Origin of the sequence: Rubricella aquisinus (genome assembly GCF_014199445.1) — a bacterium.
Lineage (GTDB): Bacteria > Pseudomonadota > Alphaproteobacteria > Rhodobacterales > Rhodobacteraceae > Rubricella > Rubricella aquisinus.
This window is the reverse complement of record NZ_JACIJS010000002.1, coordinates 265,036-280,231: the sequence shown is the minus strand read 5'-3', so window position 1 is coordinate 280,231 and position 15,196 is coordinate 265,036. Positions and strand designations below refer to the sequence as shown.

15 protein-coding genes are annotated in these 15,196 nt (G+C 60.8%); 10 read left to right on the top strand and 5 right to left on the bottom strand.

What is annotated here, in order from left to right; translation table 11 throughout:
- Positions 1-6: 6 nt before the first annotated feature.
- The 3 genes from guaB (at position 7) to FHS89_RS16415 (ending at position 4,939) form a co-directional block, all read left to right on the top strand.
- Positions 7-1,461: an IMP dehydrogenase gene (guaB, locus tag FHS89_RS04505; protein WP_184008956.1), complete on the top strand. Its 1,455-nt coding sequence runs from the start codon at positions 7-9 to the stop codon at positions 1,459-1,461.
- Positions 1,462-1,464: 3 nt separating this feature from the next.
- Entirely contained in the window at positions 1,465-2,643 is a 1,179-nt protein-coding gene (locus FHS89_RS04500; RefSeq protein ID WP_184008954.1) for an RsmB/NOP family class I SAM-dependent RNA methyltransferase, read from the top strand.
- Between the two features lie 118 nt (positions 2,644-2,761).
- Positions 2,762-4,939: an ATP-binding protein gene (locus FHS89_RS16415; RefSeq protein ID WP_184008952.1), complete on the top strand. Its 2,178-nt coding sequence runs from the start codon at positions 2,762-2,764 to the stop codon at positions 4,937-4,939.
- Here the strand turns inward: FHS89_RS16415 and FHS89_RS04490 are convergent.
- Positions 4,936-5,529, bottom strand: coding sequence for a gamma-glutamyl kinase (locus tag FHS89_RS04490; RefSeq protein ID WP_184008950.1), 594 nt, complete (start codon positions 5,527-5,529; stop codon positions 4,936-4,938). The two genes, FHS89_RS16415 and FHS89_RS04490, sit on opposite strands and share 4 nt — an antisense overlap.
- Before the next feature lie 179 nt (positions 5,530-5,708).
- On the opposite strand from FHS89_RS04490, the gene recA reads away from it, so the two are divergent.
- The 4 genes from recA (at position 5,709) to FHS89_RS04470 (ending at position 10,155) form a co-directional block, all read left to right on the top strand.
- Positions 5,709-6,776, top strand: coding sequence for a recombinase RecA (gene recA / locus FHS89_RS04485; RefSeq protein ID WP_184008947.1), 1,068 nt, complete (start codon positions 5,709-5,711; stop codon positions 6,774-6,776).
- A 146-nt stretch (positions 6,777-6,922) separates the two neighbouring features.
- Entirely contained in the window at positions 6,923-9,577 is a 2,655-nt protein-coding gene (gene alaS, locus FHS89_RS04480; protein WP_184008945.1) for an alanine--tRNA ligase, read from the top strand.
- Between the two features lie 3 nt (positions 9,578-9,580).
- On the top strand, positions 9,581-9,868 hold the full coding sequence (locus FHS89_RS04475) for a DUF1330 domain-containing protein (RefSeq protein ID WP_184008943.1): 288 nt from the start codon (positions 9,581-9,583) through the stop codon (positions 9,866-9,868).
- Positions 9,865-10,155 carry a DUF1330 domain-containing protein gene (locus FHS89_RS04470; RefSeq protein ID WP_184008942.1) on the top strand — a complete coding sequence of 97 codons (291 nt, stop codon included), beginning with the start codon at positions 9,865-9,867 and terminating at the stop codon, positions 10,153-10,155. The genes FHS89_RS04475 and FHS89_RS04470 overlap by 4 nt, the downstream gene beginning before the upstream one ends.
- Here FHS89_RS04470 and FHS89_RS04465 read toward each other — a convergent pair.
- Positions 10,152-10,610 carry an Lrp/AsnC family transcriptional regulator gene (locus FHS89_RS04465; protein WP_221229255.1) on the bottom strand — a complete coding sequence of 153 codons (459 nt, stop codon included), beginning with the start codon at positions 10,608-10,610 and terminating at the stop codon, positions 10,152-10,154. The two genes, FHS89_RS04470 and FHS89_RS04465, sit on opposite strands and share 4 nt — an antisense overlap.
- 116 nt (positions 10,611-10,726) lie before the next feature.
- Between FHS89_RS04465 and FHS89_RS04460 the strand changes: the two genes are divergently transcribed.
- Both FHS89_RS04460 and FHS89_RS04455 read left to right on the top strand, forming a co-directional pair.
- The gene (locus tag FHS89_RS04460) at positions 10,727-10,933 is read left to right on the top strand and encodes a DUF6356 family protein (RefSeq protein WP_184008939.1); all 207 of its coding nucleotides are present in this window, start codon (positions 10,727-10,729) and stop codon (positions 10,931-10,933) included.
- Complete coding sequence (locus FHS89_RS04455) at positions 10,934-11,767, top strand: class II glutamine amidotransferase (RefSeq protein WP_184008937.1); 834 nt, start codon at positions 10,934-10,936, stop codon at positions 11,765-11,767. It abuts the gene before it with no gap.
- Here the strand turns inward: FHS89_RS04455 and FHS89_RS04450 are convergent.
- The 3 genes from FHS89_RS04450 to FHS89_RS04440 form a co-directional block, all read right to left on the bottom strand.
- On the bottom strand, positions 11,677-12,558 hold the full coding sequence (locus FHS89_RS04450; RefSeq protein ID WP_184009132.1) for a mechanosensitive ion channel family protein: 882 nt from the start codon (positions 12,556-12,558) through the stop codon (positions 11,677-11,679). The genes FHS89_RS04455 and FHS89_RS04450 overlap by 91 nt on opposite strands.
- Positions 12,559-12,707: 149 nt before the next feature.
- The gene (locus FHS89_RS04445) at positions 12,708-13,922 is read right to left on the bottom strand and encodes an NADP-dependent isocitrate dehydrogenase (RefSeq protein ID WP_184008935.1); all 1,215 of its coding nucleotides are present in this window, start codon (positions 13,920-13,922) and stop codon (positions 12,708-12,710) included.
- Positions 13,923-14,026: 104 nt separating this feature from the next.
- Positions 14,027-14,359, bottom strand: coding sequence for a TfoX/Sxy family protein (locus FHS89_RS04440; protein ID WP_184008933.1), 333 nt, complete (start codon positions 14,357-14,359; stop codon positions 14,027-14,029).
- Between the two features lie 64 nt (positions 14,360-14,423).
- Between FHS89_RS04440 and FHS89_RS04435 the strand changes: the two genes are divergently transcribed.
- On the top strand, positions 14,424-15,170 hold the full coding sequence (locus FHS89_RS04435; protein WP_184008931.1) for an RNA methyltransferase: 747 nt from the start codon (positions 14,424-14,426) through the stop codon (positions 15,168-15,170).
- Positions 15,171-15,196: the final 26 nt, after the last annotated feature.

The following is a 15,196-nucleotide window of genomic DNA, read 5'->3' as shown; positions in this document are numbered from 1 at the left end:
CCCGCCATGGATGTGCGCACTGCCCTTACATTCGATGATGTTCTTCTCGTCCCCGGCGCGTCGGAGGTGATCCCTGCGGATGCCGACACGCGCACCAAGGTGACGCAAGAGATCAGCCTCAATATCCCGCTTTTGTCCTCTGCCATGGATACGGTGACGGAGATGAAGATGGCCATTGCCATGGCTCAGGCCGGGGGCATCGGGACATTGCACCGCAATCTGGACGTCGAGGAACAGGCGCGGCAGGTGCGGCGGGTCAAACGCTTTGAAAGCGGGATCGTCTATAACCCCATCACACTGAAATATGACCAAACGCTCGCCGATGCGCGCGCGTTGCAGGAACGCTATAAGATCACGGGCTTCCCCGTGGTCGGGGCGGATGGCCGTGTGATCGGTATCCTGACCAATCGCGACATGTGGTTTTGCGACAATGACGCGACGCCAGTGACAGAGCTGATGACGTCAGACAACCTCGCCGTCACGCGGGAGCCGATCGACATTGCCGAGGCGAAAAAGATCATGCGCGGGCGTCGGATCGAAAAGCTGCTGGTGACAGATGCGGATAACCGCCTGACGGGCCTGTTGACCATTCGGGATATCGAGCAGGCCGTGCTCAATCCGCAGGCCTGCAAGGACGAGCTGGGCCGCCTGCGTGTCGCCGCCGCGACCACGGTGGGTGACGCGGGGTTTGAGCGGTCAGAGGCACTGATTGATGCAGGCTGTGATCTGATCATGATCGACACGGCTCATGGGCATTCGAAGGCCGTGGGCGAGGCCGTCGAACGGATCAAGAAGCTGTCGAACCGCGTGCAGGTCGTCGCGGGCAATGTGGTGACGGCGGAAGCCACCCGCGCGCTCCTTGATGCGGGTGCGGATGCGGTGAAGGTCGGCATCGGCCCCGGCTCCATCTGTACCACGCGGATTGTCGCGGGCGTGGGCGTGCCGCAGCTCACCGCGATTTCCGATTGCGCGAATGAGGCGGTCAAGACCGGGCATCCGGTGATCGCAGATGGCGGGATCAAGTATTCCGGCGATTTCGCCAAGGCGATTGCCGCGGGCGCGTCCTGCGCGATGGTCGGCTCGATGCTGGCGGGCACCGATGAGGCACCGGGGGAGGTGATCCTTTATCAGGGCCGCTCGTTCAAAGCCTATCGCGGGATGGGCAGTGTGGGTGCGATGGCGCGCGGCTCTGCCGACCGGTATTTCCAGAAAGAAGTATCGAACGAAAAACTGGTGCCCGAAGGGATCGAAGGGCAGGTGCCCTATAAGGGGGCTGCGGGTGCTGTGCTGCACCAGCTTGTCGGGGGCCTGCGCGCGGCGATGGGCTACACCGGCTCACGCACCATTCCCGACATGCACAAGGGCGCGAAGTTCGTGCAGATCACCAGCGCGGGCCTTGGCGAAAGCCATGTGCATGACGTGCAGATCACGCGCGAAGCCCCCAATTACCGCCGGGGATAAGCCATGACTCCGGCCGCGCGATACGCCGCCGCGATCACCGTGCTGGATCAGGTGCTGGCCGGAAGTGCGACGGAAAAGGCGCTGCTGGCCTGGGCGCGCAACAGCCGTTTTGCCGGATCCAAGGATCGCGCGGCGGTGCGGGATATTGTGTTTGATGGCGTGCGCAAGCGCCGGTCCGCCGCATGGCGCGGCGGCGCGGAAAGCGGGCGCGGAATCGTGCTGGGCCTTCTGCGGGAGGCGGGCGTGGCGCCGGAGACAGTATTCACCGGGGAGGGGCACGCTCCGTCACCGATGCAGCCGGAGGAGCAGCACGCGCCCGCCATCGCGGATGCCCCCGAAGCGGTGCAAAACGATCATGCGGATTGGCTCACGCCGCACCTGAAACGCTCCCTCGGCGACGATTATGCTGCCGTGATGCAGCTTCAGCGGGAGCGGGCAGAGGTGTTTTTACGCGTGAACCACCGGCGGACGACGCGGGCGGAGGCGGTATCGTTGCTGTCAGAGGATGGGATCACGGCAGCGCCATTCGCGCGGGCTCCCCATGCCCTGATCGTCACAGATGGTGCGCGCGCGATTCAGCGGAGCAAAGCCTATCTGCAAGGGCTGGTGGAATTACAGGATGCCGCATCGCAGGCCACGGTCGATGCGATCGCGGTGCCTGAGGGCGCGCGGGTGCTTGATTTTTGTGCGGGTGGCGGTGGAAAGGCGCTGGCCCTTGCGGCCTATGCCGGGCCAACGAGGCAGGTCACGGCGCATGACATTGATCCGGCCCGGATGAAGGATATTCCCGCGCGCGCCGCGCGGGCTGGTGTGCGGATCGACTGCAAGAGCCGTCAAGACCTGACCAAGGGCGGATATGACATCGTGTTTGTGGATGCACCCTGCTCTGGCAGCGGAAGCTGGCGGCGCGCGCCGGATGGCAAATGGGCATTGACGCCAGAGCGGCTCGAAATCCTATGTGCGACGCAACAAGAGGTGCTGCGGCAGGCGTCGGAGTTTGTCACGCCGGGTGGGCTGTTGGCTTACGCGACCTGTTCTATACTTGATGTTGAGAATTATTGTCAGGTAAGATCATTTGGCCAAAAAGCAAATGACTTTCACTTAGGGAACCACAAAACATTTTCCCCTATTGAAGGTGGGGATGGGTTTTTCATTTCCCAATTTCGATGTGGTCTAGACTAGAATTTTAGTTTGATACTTTTACGCTTTTTTAACGGAGAGATATATAGGTAACGTGCTATATATCTTGACTTAGGTCGAAATCTCCGGGGTGGCGTCGTTGAATATCAGAAGGCAGACAGTGAGCGAGCTTCCCCTGTTGTCACGCGGTTTGGCAGGGGCGGTGCTGGGGATTTCGCTGGTGCTGACCCTGTGGCTGGTCCAACAGGATGGCGTTGCGGTGCTTTTGACAGTGGCGGCGGTGGCGGCGTTGCTGATGTTGCTGGCGGAAACGGTCTGGAAGCGCGCGCGAACCCCGGCCGATCTGACTGTTGTGCTGACAGATGCGGGCGGCGCTGTGGTGGCCGCGCCGCCGGGCACGTTGCTTGAACTGCTCGCCCCTTATTGCGTGGAGCCAGCGCTTGATCTGTTTCAGATGGTCCGGGATGCGCGCGAATATGGCGCGCGCAGCAGGCTTTTTGTGTCTGATCGGCAGGACGAGGCCCTATGCCTTACGGTCACGCGGCTGGAGGGAGCCAAGCGGTTTCGGTGGAACTGGGTCTATGTGGATCAACCCGATCAGCATCGCAGCCTTCTGTCGCGCATGGATTTGCCCGCGGCGGAGGTTGATAAAGCTGGCCGGGTGATCTGGGCCAATCCAGCGGCGCAGGATTGCCTTGGTCAGGTGGTTCCCCCGTCGCTCGACATCGGGGAGAGCTTTGCGCCCCAACCGGGGCAGGACTGGCGGCTTTTGTCCAGAAAAGACAGCGGTTCCCATGCCACGCTGATGTTCGAGGCGACCACGGCGCGCGCGCCGTCGGTGTTCGAGATTGATGATCTGCTGTCGCGCCTGCCGATCCCCGTGGCGCGGATCAGTGCGACGGGGGAGATCATCTCCGCCAATGCGATCACGTCCGATCTGATCGGGCAGCCGATTGAGCCGGGGATGATGCTCGATTCGGTTCTGGAGGGGATGGGGCCGCCCCTGTCCCAGCGATTGGCCAAACTGACCGCGCGCGATGGCCGCCCCTTGACGGAAGTGGCGCGCATCCGCAATGGGGTGGCGGATCGGTTTGTGCAGTTGAACCTTCTGGGCCTTCGGATGGGGGAGGATATGACCATCCTGATGAGCCTGTCCGACGCGACCGAACTCAAAACGATGGAAGCGCAATTCGTTCAGAGCCAAAAAATGCAAGCCGTCGGGCAACTGGCCGGGGGCGTCGCCCATGACTTTAACAACCTGCTCACGGCGATCAGCGGGCATTGCGACTTGTTGCTGATGCGGCATCGGGTGGGGGATTCGGATTACAGCGACCTGATGCAGGTGCGGGAGAACACAAACCGCGCCGCCGCGCTGGTGCGCCAATTGCTGGCGTTTTCTCGCAAACAGACATTGCAGCCAACCCAGCTTGACCTGTGGGATACGCTAGGGGATTTGTCACATCTTCTCAACCGGTTGATCGGTGCGAATGTGACGCTCGATATTCGCAAAGGGGAGGATATTCCGACCGTGCGCGTCGATGAGCGGCAGTTTGAACAGGTCGTGATGAACCTTGTGGTCAATGCCCGCGATGCGATGCCCGATGGTGGCCTGATCACCCTCAACGCGCGGGGGCGGACACTGGTCAATCCGCTGCGGCGCGATAAGGTCACGGTACCTGCCGGTGATTACGCGCTTATTGAGGTCAAGGATACCGGGCAGGGCATCGCACCTGATGACCTGCGCAAGATTTTCGAGCCGTTTTTCACCACCAAAGGACCGGGGCGCGGCACCGGGCTGGGCCTGTCCACGGTTTACGGCATCGTCAAACAATCTGGGGGGTATGTCTTTGTCGACAGCCATTTGGGGGAGGGGACGACGTTCAGCCTCTACCTTCCGGCTGTGGTGAAAACGGCTCCCGAACTCGTCCCCCGCGCGCCCGTGATCGAGCCATCGCGTGATGTGACCGGGCGGGGCGTGATCCTCTTGGTCGAGGATGAAGTGCCGGTCCGCACCTTTGCCAAGCGGGCGCTGGAAATGCGCGGATATGAGGTGATTGAGGCGGGCACCGGAGAGGACGCGCTCGAATTGCTGAAAGCCAGCGTCGAGCTTCACCCTGATATCGTCCTGTCAGACGTGGTCATGCCCGGCATGGACGGCCCGAGCTGGGTGCGGGAGGCCGATACCCGCCTGGATGGCGCGCGGGTCATCTTCATGTCTGGCTATGCCGAGGATGCGTTCGATGGCACAGATCACCCCGGCAGCGCCTATCTGGCCAAACCCTTTTCGCTCAATCAACTGGTCCTGACGGTCAAGGAGCAATTGGAGCGGGTCGATTAACGGCGAATGGATTCGTAGATGTCGTAATCCTCGGACAGGGCCTGCTCGACCTTCTGGCGCAACGCCGGCTCGACCTCCAGCCGGATACGAGGGGACACGTTTTCGGTGCGGAACGAAAACCGTTGCCCGAACCGATCCGAGATGAACCGCTCGAACAGGTCGAACTGGTCATAGCGGAACAGATGGTCAATCCCGATTTGCCCCTCCGTATCGCGGATGAAGTTAGACGGGCGCCCGATCCGTGCGAATGGGGGCTGGTCCTCCGACAGATAGGCCTCCACAAAAGCCCGAAAGCTCAGATCGGCAGTCGAATTGCGCGCATTCGGGATCTCTGGCCGCTGGCGATAGCGGTACCAGCTTCCCAACCAATCCAATGGCTCGCGAAACAGGCAGGTCGTCTCAACCTCGACCCCGACTTGCGAGAACAAGGGGCGTACCATGCGGTTGAATTTGCGCAATTGCATGTGTTTCAGGCCCGGATGGCCGCTCATCATCACCTCGCATTGCGGGCGCAGTGCGGTCTCGATCGCGGTTGATCCGGTCTTGGTCATCGCAAGAAACGCGATGCGGTGTTTGAGCGATGCGATCATGGTGCCTCCCGTTAACGCCACAGTAACCAAATGGCCGGAAAGATAAAGCCGCGCAAAATACTTGTTCCACAATTGTTCTCATGTTAACGATTGAGAACGAGTGGTGAACGAACGCAGCGCAATCGCCCCGACAAACGCGCGGGACAAACGCGACGAGACATGCGAAAAGGATGGTTAGAATGGCAAACGCAGTACTTGATCTGAACGAGAGGCGGGGCATGGATAAGCAAAAGGCGCTGGACTCAGCGCTTGCTCAAATTGAGCGGAATTTCGGCAAGGGCTCGATCATGAAGCTCGGCCAGCGGGAAGCGGTGATGGAGGTGGAGGCGATCCCGACCGGATCACTCGGCCTTGATATCGCGCTTGGCATTGGTGGCCTGCCCAAGGGCCGCATCATCGAGATTTATGGCCCCGAATCGTCGGGGAAAACCACGCTCGCGCTGCATGTGCTGGCGGAGGAGCAAAAGCGTGGCGGCGTGTGCGCATTCGTGGATGCGGAACACGCGCTTGACCCAAGCTATGCCCGCAAATTGGGCGTGAATATCGACGAGATGCTGATTTCGCAGCCCGATGCGGGCGAACAGGCGCTTGAGATCACGGATACGCTGGTGCGCTCTGGCGCGGTGTCGGTCGTGGTGGTGGATTCGGTTGCGGCCCTCACCCCGAAATCCGAGCTTGAGGGCGATATGGGCGACAGCTCCGTCGGTGTGCAGGCGCGTCTGATGAGCCAGGCGATGCGGAAGCTCACCGGCTCTATCTCTCGCTCCAAATGCATGGTGATTTTCATCAACCAGATCCGCATGAAAATCGGCGTGATGTTCGGCAGCCCGGAAACGACCACGGGCGGGAACGCGCTGAAATTCTATTCCTCCGTCCGGCTTGATATCCGCCGCATTGGGGCGCTGAAGGATCGTGACGAAGTGGTCGGCAACCAGACCCGCGTGAAAATCGTGAAGAACAAAGTTGCCCCGCCTTTCAAGCAGGTCGAATTCGACATCATGTATGGCGAAGGGATCTCGAAAACCGGGGAATTGCTCGATCTGGGGGTAAAGGCGGGCGTGGTTGAAAAATCCGGCTCGTGGTTCTCCTATGGAGATGAGCGGATCGGGCAGGGGCGCGAGAACGCCAAGAAGTTCCTCAAGGAAAACACCGATATCGCGCTGGAGATTGAGGATAAAATCCGCGCGGCCCATGGGCTGGATTTCGATATGTCGGCCAGTGGTGAAAGCGACGTGCTCGAAGACTGAGCCTGCCTGCCATGAAACACCCGAAAACGCGGCGACCCAGACCCGCCGCGTTTTGCGTAGCAGACCATGGGCGGGTATGGTGGACACTGTTGTGTCACACGGATAATGATGCGCCGACAGAATTATCATCCGTGTGAGACCGACCCATGGCCAGCCTGAATGACATCCGCTCGACCTTCCTCGATTACTTCGTTAAGGAAGGGCATGAGGAGGTGGCAAGCTCCCCGCTTGTCCCGCGCAATGACCCGACCCTGTTGTTCACGAATGCCGGGATGGTGCAGTTCAAGAACGTGTTTACGGGGCTGGAAAAGCGCGATTACAACCGTGCGGTCACGAGCCAGAAATGCGTGCGGGCGGGCGGAAAACACAATGACCTCGACAATGTGGGCTACACCGCGCGGCATCATACCTTCTTTGAAATGTTGGGGAATTTCAGCTTTGGCGATTATTTCAAAGAGGATGCGATCCCCTTTGCCTGGGATCTGATCACCAAGGAATATGGCCTGCCGAAGGATAAACTTCTGGTCACCGTTTACCATGACGATGATGAGGCGGCGAATATTTGGAAAAAACATGCGGGCCTCAGCGATGACCGGATCATCCGCATCGCCACGTCCGACAATTTTTGGTCCATGGGTGCGACGGGCCCCTGTGGTCCGTGCTCCGAGATTTTCTTTGATCACGGCGATCACATCTGGGGTGGCCCTCCGGGCAGTGCCGACGAGGATGGCGACCGGTTCATCGAGATTTGGAACCTCGTTTTCATGCAATTCGAGCAGATCAGCGAAGATGTGCGGGAAAACCTGCCGAAGCCGTCCATCGACACGGGCATGGGGCTGGAGCGGATCGGCGCGGTGCTTCAGGGAAAGCATGACAATTACGACACAGACCTGATGCGCGATCTGATCGAGGCGTCGGCCCATGCCTCTAACGTGGACCCGGATGGCCCGAAAAACGTGCATCACCGGGTGATTGCGGATCATCTGCGCTCGACCTCCTTCCTGATCGCGGATGGGGTTTTGCCGTCGAACGAGGGGCGCGGTTATGTGCTGCGCCGGATCATGCGGCGCGCGATGCGGCACGCGCATCTTTTGGGCACACAAGACCCGATGATGCACAAGCTCGTGCCCGCGTTGGTCCGGCAGATGGGTGGTCATTTCCCGGAACTCGGCCAAGCGCAGGCTCTGATTGAGGAGACGCTAAAGCTGGAGGAAACCCGCTTCCGCACCACGCTGGATCGTGGCTTGCACCTCCTGGATCAGGAATTGGATAAGCTGCCCGATGGTGCGACGCTGCCGGGCGAGACGGCGTTCAAACTCTATGACACATACGGTTTCCCGCTTGATCTCACGCAGGATGCGCTGCGCGAAAAAGGCCGCGCGGTGGACACTGACGGTTTTGATGCCGCAATGGCCGAGCAAAAGGCAAAGGCGCGCGCGGCATGGTCTGGTTCCGGCGATGCGGCGGATGAGAGCGTTTATTTCGACCTTGCCGAAGAGCATGGCAGCACCGAATTCCTTGGCTATGACACCGAAACGGCGGAGGGGCAAATCCTTGCCCTGTTGACCGATGGTGCCGTGGCGGACGGGGCTGCGGCTGGTGCGGATGTGCAAATTATCCTCAACCAGACGCCGTTCTACGCGGAATCCGGTGGGCAGGTCGGCGATAGCGGTGTCCTTAAAACGGATGATGCCACGGTCACCATCACGGATACGAAGAAGAAGGCGGGCCTGTTCGTGCATATCGGCACGGTGGCAGAGGGTACGTTGCGCAGCGGCACGGCAGCGGAACTGACGGTGGATCACGCCCGCCGGAGTGCCATCCGCGCGAACCATTCCGCGACGCATCTGCTGCATGAGGCGCTGCGGCGGCATCTGGGCGATCATGTGGCGCAGCGCGGGTCGCTCAATGCTGACGACCGGTTGCGCTTTGATTTCAGCCATTCCAAGGCGATGACGTTGGACGAGGTGCAAAAGGTCGAGCAGGAGGTGAACGCCTTCATCCGGCAAAACAGCCCCGTTTCCACCCGGATCATGACGCCGGATGACGCGCGCGGCTTGGGCGCGCAGGCTCTGTTTGGCGAGAAATATGGCGATGAGGTGCGCGTCGTTTCCATGGGCCTTCTGGCCGGTTCGGGCAAGGGGACCGCGGGCGACACCTATTCGCTGGAATTGTGCGGCGGCACCCATGTGCGCCAAACCGGGGATATCGGCCTGTTTGTGATGCTGGGCGAGAGTGCGTCTGCGTCCGGTGTGCGGCGGGTTGAGGCGCTGACCGGGCAGGCGGCGCTTGACTACCTCGGCGAGCAGGACCGGATCGTGGCGGACCTGTCGCTTGCGCTCAAAACCCCGCGTGGTGAATTGACCGAGCGTGTGAAGGCCCTGATGGAGGAGCGTCGCGCGCTGCAAAACGAGATCGCCGATCTGCGCAAACAGGTTGCCATGGGCGGTGGCGCTGCTGCCTCGGGGCCGAAGGACGTGAATGGTGTGCCGTTCCTCGGGCAGGTGCTGACGGGCGTGAATGCCAAGGATCTGCGCGGTTTGATCGACGAGCAGAAAAACCAGATCGGCAGCGGCGTAATCGTCCTGATCGCGGATACCGGCGGAAAGGCGGCTGTTGCCGTGGGCGTGACTGCGGACCTGACGGGGCGGTTCAGCGCCGTTGATCTGGTCAAGATCGCAGCCGAAAAGCTGGGCGGAAAGGGCGGTGGTGGCCGCCCGGATATGGCGCAGGCCGGTGGTGCGGATGCATCGCAAGGGGATGCGGCACTTGCCGCAATCGAAGATGTTTTGAAAGGATAAACGATGACAGCCCTCTGGATTGCCCATGTCGATGTCACCGACGCGGAGACATACGGAAAATACGCGGCCATCGCGACCAAAGCGATTGCGGCCCATGGCGGCGTGTTTCTCGCGCGCGGCGGGCGGTATCAGCAGATGGAGGGCAATGACCGGGCGCGCAATGTCGTGGCGCGCTTCCCCAGTTTTGAGGATGCCGTGGCCTGCTATAATAGTCCGCGCTATCAGGAGGCCGTGGCACTTGCCGCGCAATCCGCGACCCGCGATCTGGTGATCGTGGAGGAAACGGCATGAGCGCGCCGGGCTATATCATTGCGCGGATCGAGGTGACCGACGCTGAGGGTTACTCGAAATACACCGCGCAAACGCCAGGAATTGCAGCCAAATTTGGCGGTAAGTTTATCGTGCGGGCCGGGCAGCACAACTACCGCGAAGGGGACGGCCCATCGCGCATCGTCGTGATCCGCTTTCCGTCCTTTGCTCAGGCGCAGGCCATGTATGACAGCGCGGAGTATCAGGCGGTGCTGCCCCATGCGCTGCAAAACTCGACCCGCGATCTGGTGATCGTGGAAGGGGTCTAGATCGGCAATTCGGTCGTGTCCTTTAGCTCCTCCATCACGAAACTGGCGGACACATCCGCCATTTCGACCCGGCGGATGAGTTTCTGATAAAGCGCATCGTAAGCGGCCATATCCGCCACGCGCGCGCGGATCAGATAATCCAGATCGCCGGTCATGCGGTAGGCGCTCAGGATTTCAGGCATCCCGATGGTCGCCTTGCGGAAATTATCAAGCCAGCCCGGCTCATGCCTGTCTGTGCGGATCAACATAAACACCGTCAGGCCAAGGCCCAGCGCATCGGCGTTCAGCAGGGCAACACGCCCGCGAATGATGCCGCGCGCCTCCAGCGCCTTAACCCGGCGCCAGCAGGCATTCCGCGACAGGCCCACCCGTTCCCCCAATGATTCCAGCGCGATATCGGCGTCGCGTTGCAGTTCTGTCAGGATGCGGCGATCTATGTGGTCAAGTGTCTCCATAATACGTCATAGCATGGGATAATCTCCCAATAAATGGCGAAGTGCGCGTGAGAATGGGAAATCTGTCACTGAGACTCGGCATAGTCTGACACCCATCGAAACAGGGGAGACATATCATGCTGACGAAGGTTTTTCTGGAACACCCGCGCAAGGTCGAAGAGAGCTATTTTGAGCATATGCTGTTTGCCGCGACCTTTGCGGGCAAGCTTTTGATGGCGGCAGGGGCGGCGATTGTTCATGCGATCCTACCCTGTTGTTTTGAAAAGACGGCGAGCCGGATCATTGCCGATCTCTACGCCAAGACCCATAACCGGGGGCAGTAAATGTGCCGTTGGGCGGCCTATATCGGCGCACCGATTTTCCTTGAAGACATCATCAGCCGCCCGGCGCATTCCCTGATCGTACAGGCGCGCGACGCGTCGGAGTGCAAAACGGCAATCAACGCGGACGGATTTGGCGTCGCGTGGTATGCGCACCGACCAGAGCCGGGTTTGTATCGGGACGTGCTGCCAGCATGGTCCGATCACAATCTGCGCGCCTTGGCCGAGCAGGTAAAATCGAGCCTGTTTCTGGCGCATGTCCGCGCGTCCACCGGGACCGCGACAAGCCGCAACAATTGCCATCCCTTCACCCATGGGCGGTGGTCCTTCATGCATAATGGCCAGATCGGCGGATTCGAGCGGTTTCGCAAACGGGCCGACATGCTGATCCCGGATGCGCTCTATGATCAGCGGCGCGGGGCGACGGATAGCGAGGCGCTGTTCCTCTTGGCGGTCGCAGAGGGCTTGGAGGATGATCCCAAGGGCGCGTTGGAGCGGGCCGCGGGCCAATTGCACGATCTGTCGGTCGGCTACGGGACGACCCCGCATCTGCGACTGACCTGTGCGCTGTCCGATGGGGATCGGCTCTACGCGCTGCGCTATGCCAGCGACGATTTCGCGCCGAGCCTTTATCATCGGTGGAGCGCATCGCGGAACGGGCGTGCCGTCGTGTCCGAACCCTTGGAAACAGGGGAGGCCGATTGGGTGCCCGTGGCACCCGGCACCTTCATGACATTCGAGGAGGATCAGGCCCGGTCTGAGCCTTTCGTCCCCGTCACGTCCTCCGCCGGGATGGATTGCACCGGAACAGCCCCTTTGAAGGTCATGGTGCGATAGGGGAAAGGGATTTCGATCCCTTCCTCATCAAGCGCCCGTTTGATCGCCGCCACAACCTTATCGCGGGAGGAGCGGATATCGACAGGGCGGGAGCCGGTCCACCACGTCACCTCAAAATCAATCGAGCTTGAGCCGAAAGCCTGCGCGAAAATCTGCACGTCCTGCACATCGTCGCGCACCTGATCCACCGCGCGCACGGCCCGTTCGATCACATCGCGCGCGCGGTCCACGTCCTCCCCATAGGCCACGCCGCAAATGATCGTCGTGCGGCGCACATCCCGTGCGGTGCGGATCGTCACCGGGTTCTTGAACAGATAGCCATTGGGGGCGACGACAAGTTGCCCGTCGGTTTGCCGGATATGGGTGTCGCGGATCGTGATCTCCTCGATCTGGCCCTCAATCTCTTGGCACTGGATATAATCGCCCTTGGAAAACGGCTCGCGGATCAGGAGGAGCAATCCGGCAAGGAAGTTTTCAAATACATCCTTGAAGGCAAACCCCACCGCGACAGAACCGATGCCCAGCGCGGTGATCGCCTTGCCCGGTGTGATCGTCGGGAAGGCGATCGTCAGCGCGATCAGCCCGCCCAGCAGCCAAAAGGTGACGCTTGTCAGCATCACCAGCACATCGACAAGGGCCGTCCGCATCCGCGCCCGGCGCAGCACGCGCGGCAGGATCGCGCGCATCACCTTGACGATGATCAAGACGAATAACAGGAACGTGACCGCCGCGATGATTTGGGGCAGGGCGGCCCAGAACCCGGTGACATATCCGGCAAGTTGCGCGCGCATCGGCTCCGGCAAAAAGCCGATGCTGAGGCCGAAAAGCGTGTCTGGGATAGTGGGCTCCATAAAAGGTCAACGCGGGTCGGGGACGGACGGTTCCCCAAGCAAAAGGGCCGCACAATGGCGGCCCTTTCCCTAATGCGATGTCTTGCGGCTTAGCCCGCGAGCGCCTTGTTGAGGTTTTCGTCAACCTTCTCAAGAAAGCCCATGGTGGTCAGCCACTTCTGATCCGGGCCGACGAGCAGCGCGAGATCCTTGGTCATGTCGCCAGATTCGACGGTGTCCACGACCACTTTTTCCAGCGTGGTGGCAAAGTTCATCAGTGCGTCATTGCCATCGAGCTTGGCGCGGTGCTTCAGGCCGCCGGTCCATGCGTAGATCGACGCGATGGAGTTGGTGGAGGTCTCTTTGCCCGCCTGATGCTGACGGTAGTGACGGGTGACGGTGCCGTGCGCGGCCTCTGCCTCCACAACCTTGCCATCGGGCGTCATCAGCTGGGATGTCATCAGACCGAGGGAGCCGAAGCCCTGCGCCACGGTGTCAGACTGCACGTCGCCATCGTAGTTTTTACAGGCCCAGACGAAGCCGCCATTCCATTTCATTGCACAGGCGACCATGTCGTCGATCAGGCGGTGCTCATAGGTGATGCCAGCTTTTTTGAATTTTTCCGCGAATTCCGCATCGAACACTTCCTGGAACAGGTCCATGAAACGGCCGTCATAGGCCTTGAGGATCGTGTTCTTGGTGGAAAGGTACACGGGCCAGCCAAGGGACAGGCCATAGTTCATGGATGCGCGGGCGAAATCCTTGATCGACTCGTCAAGGTTATACATGCCCATCGCCACGCCAGAGGCAGGGGCTTGGAACACTTCTCGCTCGATCACTTCGCCATCTTCACCGACGAATTTCATCGACAGGGTGCCGGCACCGGGGAATTTGAAATCGGTCGCGCGGTACTGGTCGCCAAACGCGTGACGGCCAATGACGATCGGCTGGGTCCAACCCGGCACAAGCCGCGGCACGTTGGAGCAGATGATCGGCGCGCGGAACACAACACCACCAAGGATGTTGCGGATCGTGCCATTGGGGGAGCGCCACATTTTCTTGAGGCCGAATTCCTCAACGCGCGCCTCATCGGGCGTAATGGTCGCGCATTTCACGCCAACGCCGATTTCCTTGATCTTGTTGGCCGCGTCGATGGTGATCTGGTCATCGGTGCGATCCCGCTCTTCGATGCCGAGGTCGTAATAGAGGAGATCCACATCCAGATAGGGCTCAATGAGCTTTTTCTTGATGAAGTCCCAGATGATGCGGGTCATCTCGTCGCCGTCAAGCTCGACGACTGGGTTCTCAACCTTAATCTTGGTCATGGCCATGTCCTTTGGTTCGGAATCGAAATTGGATTGGGCGTGTCATACGGGAAAAAGAGCGGCTTGGGAAGGGTTGGTATGCCTTCGCATACCGTGGCGTTCTGTCACTTGGCAGGCAAACCGGCGGTAAAGGCGGCGGCCATGCCGATCAGCGTGGCAAGTTGCGCCTCATTGGTGAGAAGCTCTGGCCCGAAGGTGACGAAGCCGCGCATCGCCTTGCCCCGCATGACCATCACCTCCCCACCGGGCAGGGCAAGGGCGCGGGCCTCTGCCTCTGGCCCGACGCGGAAGAAGGCCCCACCCGTGTCGCGCAGTACCACCATCATGTTGCCCCGATCCAGGAAACACAGCCCGCCAAACATCCGCGTCTCCCGCAGCCAGTCGCGCGGGCCGATGGCCGCACGCAAAATTGCGGCTTCCTGTTCGTTGTAGGCCATATCACCCTCGTTGCATGCCCGTCGCGCGCAGTCTATCACGCCAGCAGCCAAATCAGGAGAGATCATGCACGCGCCAGCTTTCATCCTCGTGAACCCGCAAATGGGCGAAAATATCGGCGCGGCTGCCCGCGCGATGCTAAATTTCGGGCTGGAGCATATGCGGATCGTTGGCCCGCGCGACGGCTGGCCGAATGAAAAGGCCGTGGCGATGGCGTCCGGGGCCGGGCGGGTGTTGGACAATGCGATGGTGGTGGACACCACCGATCAGGCCACGGCGGACCTGACCTATCTGTTCGCGACCACGGCGCGCCCGCGCGGCATGGTCAAAACGGTCATGACGCCAGAACGCGCCATGGAAGAGGCACGCAGCCTGATCGCAGCGGGTGAAAAGGTCGGCGTGCTGTTCGGGCCAGAGCGGGCCGGGCTAGAGAACGACGATATCGTACGCGCAAACACGATCATCACGGTGCCGGTGAACCCCGAATTCCCGTCCCTCAACCTTGCGCAATGCGTGCTGCTGACGGGCTATGAATGGCGCCGGCAGACCGTGACGGCAGAGGCAGAGGTCACTGACACCCTGCGCAACCGATTGGCGGAGGGGCGGGAGGTTGATGCCCTTGTTGCCCATCTGACGGCGGAACTGGATGCGCGCGGATTTTTCTGGCCCGAACATAAGGCGGAGCCGATGCGCACCAATCTTGAGAACCTGTTGCGCCGCCGCGCGTTGACGGATGCGGAAGTGCGTACATTGTTCGGCGTGGTCCGTTACCTTGCCGAGCGGGAGAAGGGCGACACACGCGGTCGCGACTGACCGCCGCATCCCTTGCCGCGCACGCC

Bases quoted from the DNA above. Each gene is read 5' to 3' on its own strand.
- alaS (WP_184008945.1), top strand. From the start codon at position 6,923: ATGGCCAGCCTGAATGACATCCGCTCGACCTTCCTCGATTACTTCGTT.
- FHS89_RS04435 (WP_184008931.1), top strand. From the start codon at position 14,424: ATGCACGCGCCAGCTTTCATCCTCGTGAACCCGCAAATGGGCGAAAAT.
- FHS89_RS04470 (WP_184008942.1), top strand. From the start codon at position 9,865: ATGAGCGCGCCGGGCTATATCATTGCGCGGATCGAGGTGACCGACGCT.
- recA (WP_184008947.1), top strand. From the start codon at position 5,709: ATGGCAAACGCAGTACTTGATCTGAACGAGAGGCGGGGCATGGATAAG.
- FHS89_RS04450 (WP_184009132.1), bottom strand. From the start codon at position 12,558: ATGCGCGCGCAACTTGCCGGATATGTCACCGGGTTCTGGGCCGCCCTG.
- FHS89_RS04475 (WP_184008943.1), top strand. From the start codon at position 9,581: ATGACAGCCCTCTGGATTGCCCATGTCGATGTCACCGACGCGGAGACA.
- FHS89_RS04460 (WP_184008939.1), top strand. From the start codon at position 10,727: ATGCTGACGAAGGTTTTTCTGGAACACCCGCGCAAGGTCGAAGAGAGC.
- FHS89_RS04465 (WP_221229255.1), bottom strand. From the start codon at position 10,610: ATGGAGACACTTGACCACATAGATCGCCGCATCCTGACAGAACTGCAA.
- guaB (WP_184008956.1), top strand. From the start codon at position 7: ATGGATGTGCGCACTGCCCTTACATTCGATGATGTTCTTCTCGTCCCC.
- FHS89_RS04500 (WP_184008954.1), top strand. From the start codon at position 1,465: ATGACTCCGGCCGCGCGATACGCCGCCGCGATCACCGTGCTGGATCAG.
- FHS89_RS04490 (WP_184008950.1), bottom strand. From the start codon at position 5,529: ATGATCGCATCGCTCAAACACCGCATCGCGTTTCTTGCGATGACCAAG.
- FHS89_RS04455 (WP_184008937.1), top strand. From the start codon at position 10,934: ATGTGCCGTTGGGCGGCCTATATCGGCGCACCGATTTTCCTTGAAGAC.
- FHS89_RS04445 (WP_184008935.1), bottom strand. From the start codon at position 13,922: ATGACCAAGATTAAGGTTGAGAACCCAGTCGTCGAGCTTGACGGCGAC.
- FHS89_RS04440 (WP_184008933.1), bottom strand. From the start codon at position 14,359: ATGGCCTACAACGAACAGGAAGCCGCAATTTTGCGTGCGGCCATCGGC.